This window comes from Rhodobacter sp. SY28-1 (genome assembly GCF_005222785.1).
In the GTDB taxonomy this organism is placed as follows: Bacteria; Pseudomonadota; Alphaproteobacteria; order Rhodobacterales; family Rhodobacteraceae; genus Tabrizicola.
In genome coordinates this window covers 1-2,106 of sequence record NZ_STGH01000009.1, presented here as the reverse complement: position 1 = coordinate 2,106, position 2,106 = coordinate 1, and the positions used below count along the sequence as shown (strand labels likewise).

2 protein-coding genes are annotated in these 2,106 nt (G+C 67.7%); both read left to right on the top strand.

The features are described 5' to 3' along the window. Positions 1 to 834: sugar phosphate isomerase/epimerase (locus E8M84_RS21335; RefSeq protein WP_137113273.1), on the top strand; the 834-nt coding region annotated here is incomplete at its 5' end. 103 nt (positions 835 to 937) lie between these two features. Next, a partial coding sequence (locus E8M84_RS21330; RefSeq protein WP_137113272.1) for a Gfo/Idh/MocA family protein occupies positions 938 to 2,106 on the top strand: 1,169 nt, incomplete at its 3' end.

The following is a 2,106-nucleotide window of genomic DNA, read 5'->3' as shown; positions in this document are numbered from 1 at the left end:
GTGACGGAGCTGTCGACCCACCTGCAGGGCCAGTTGGTCGCGGTCCATCCGGCCTATGACACGGCGTTTGACGGCTTCGCGGCCCCTGCCGTGCGCGGCAATCCGAAGGCCCGCGCCGAATGGGCGGTGGATCAGGTGAAGAAGGCGCTCACCGCCTCGAAGAACCTCGGGCTGACGGCCCATGCCACCTTCTCCGGGGCCTTGGCCTGGCCCTATCTCTACCCCTGGCCGCAGCGCCCCGCCGGGCTGGTGGAAGAGGCCTTCGACGAGTTGGCCCGCCGCTGGACCCCGATCCTGAACCATGCCGAGGACTGTGGCGTCGATGTCTGTTACGAGATCCATCCCGGCGAGGACCTGCATGACGGGGTGACGTTCGAGATGTTCCTCGACCGGGTGAAGGGGCACAAGCGCGCCAACATGCTGTATGACCCCTCGCACTACGTCCTGCAGCACCTGGACTATCTGGACCACATCGACATCTACCACGACCGGATCCGCATGTTCCACGTCAAGGATGCCGAGCTGAACCCCACCGGGCGGCAGGGCGTCTACGGCGGCTTCCAAAGTTGGGCCAACCGCGCAGGGCGGTTCCGGTCGCCGGGGGATGGCCAGGTCGATTTCGGCGGCATCTTCTCCAAGCTGACCCAGTACGGCTATGACGGCTGGGCGGTGGTGGAATGGGAATGCTGCCTGAAGCACCCCGAGGACGGCGCGCGGGAAGGCGCGGCCTTTGTCGAAGCGCATATCATCCGGGTGACCGAGAAGGCCTTCGACGATTTCGCCGACAGCGGCACCGACCGCGCCGCGAACCGGCGGATGCTGGGGCTGGACTGACCCCCCGGGGCGCTGCCCGTCGCCAGTGGTTCTCGAACCAGTGGCGCACCACTGACGACCCCGGGATATTTGTGAACAGAAGAAAGACGAGGAGGGATCATCCATGCCCATCGACGCCGCCCATACCGCCCGTGAACCCCGTCTCCGCCTTGGCATGGTGGGGGGCGGGCGTGACGCCTTCATCGGCGCGGTCCACCGCATCGCCGCCCGGATCGACGACCAGTATGAGCTGGTTGCAGGCGCCTTCTCCTCCAACCCCGAGAAGGCCCTCGCCTCCGCCGCCGATCTGGGCGTGCCCCGCGCCTATACCAGTTTCGCCGAGATGGCCGCCAAGGAAGCCCGGCGGAAGGACGGCATCGACGCGGTCGCCATCGTGACCCCGAACCACATGCATGCCCCGGTGGCGATGCAGTTCCTCAAGCGCGGCATTCACGTCATCTGCGACAAGCCGCTGACGGCAACGTTGTCGGAGGCGAAGAAGCTGGCCAAGGCGGCGGAAGCCAGTGGCGTCGTCTTCGCGCTGACGCACAACTACACCGGCTATCCGATGATCCGGCAGGCGAAGGCGATGATCGCGGCGGGTGATCTGGGCGATCTTCGCCTTGTGAACGTCGAATACGTGCAGGACTGGCTGACCGAGGCGGTCGAGGCCTCGGGCCAGAAACAGGCCGACTGGCGCACCGACCCGGCGCGGTCCGGTGCGGGCGGCTCCACCGGCGACATCGGCACCCATGCCTTCAACCTGGCGAACTTCGTCACCGGCCTGACCCTGGACACCCTCGCCGCCGACCTCACCGCCTTCGTCCCCGGCCGCCGCGTCGACGACAACGGCCATGTGCTCATGCGCTACCAAGGGGGCGCAAAGGGCATGCTCTGGTGCAGCCAGGTCGCCCCCGGCAACGAGAACGGCCTCCGCCTGCGGGTCTACGGCACCAAGGGCGGCCTCGAATGGGCGCAGGAGGACCCGAATTACCTCTGGTTCACCCCCTTCGGCCAACCGAAACGCCTGATCACCCGCGGCGGCGCCGGCTCCGGCCCCGAAGCCGCCCGCGTCTCCCGCATCCCCCCCGGCCACCCCGAGGGCTACCTCGAAGGCTTCGCCAACATCTACACCGAGGCCGCCCGCGCCATCCGCGCCGCCAAGACCGGAACCCCCGTCCCCGACGGCACCACATTCCCCGGCCTGAGGGAAGGCCTCGAAGGCGTCGCATTCGTCGATGCCTGCGTCAGGTCGTCCGAACGGAATGGGGCGTGGGTCGGGCTGAATTTGTA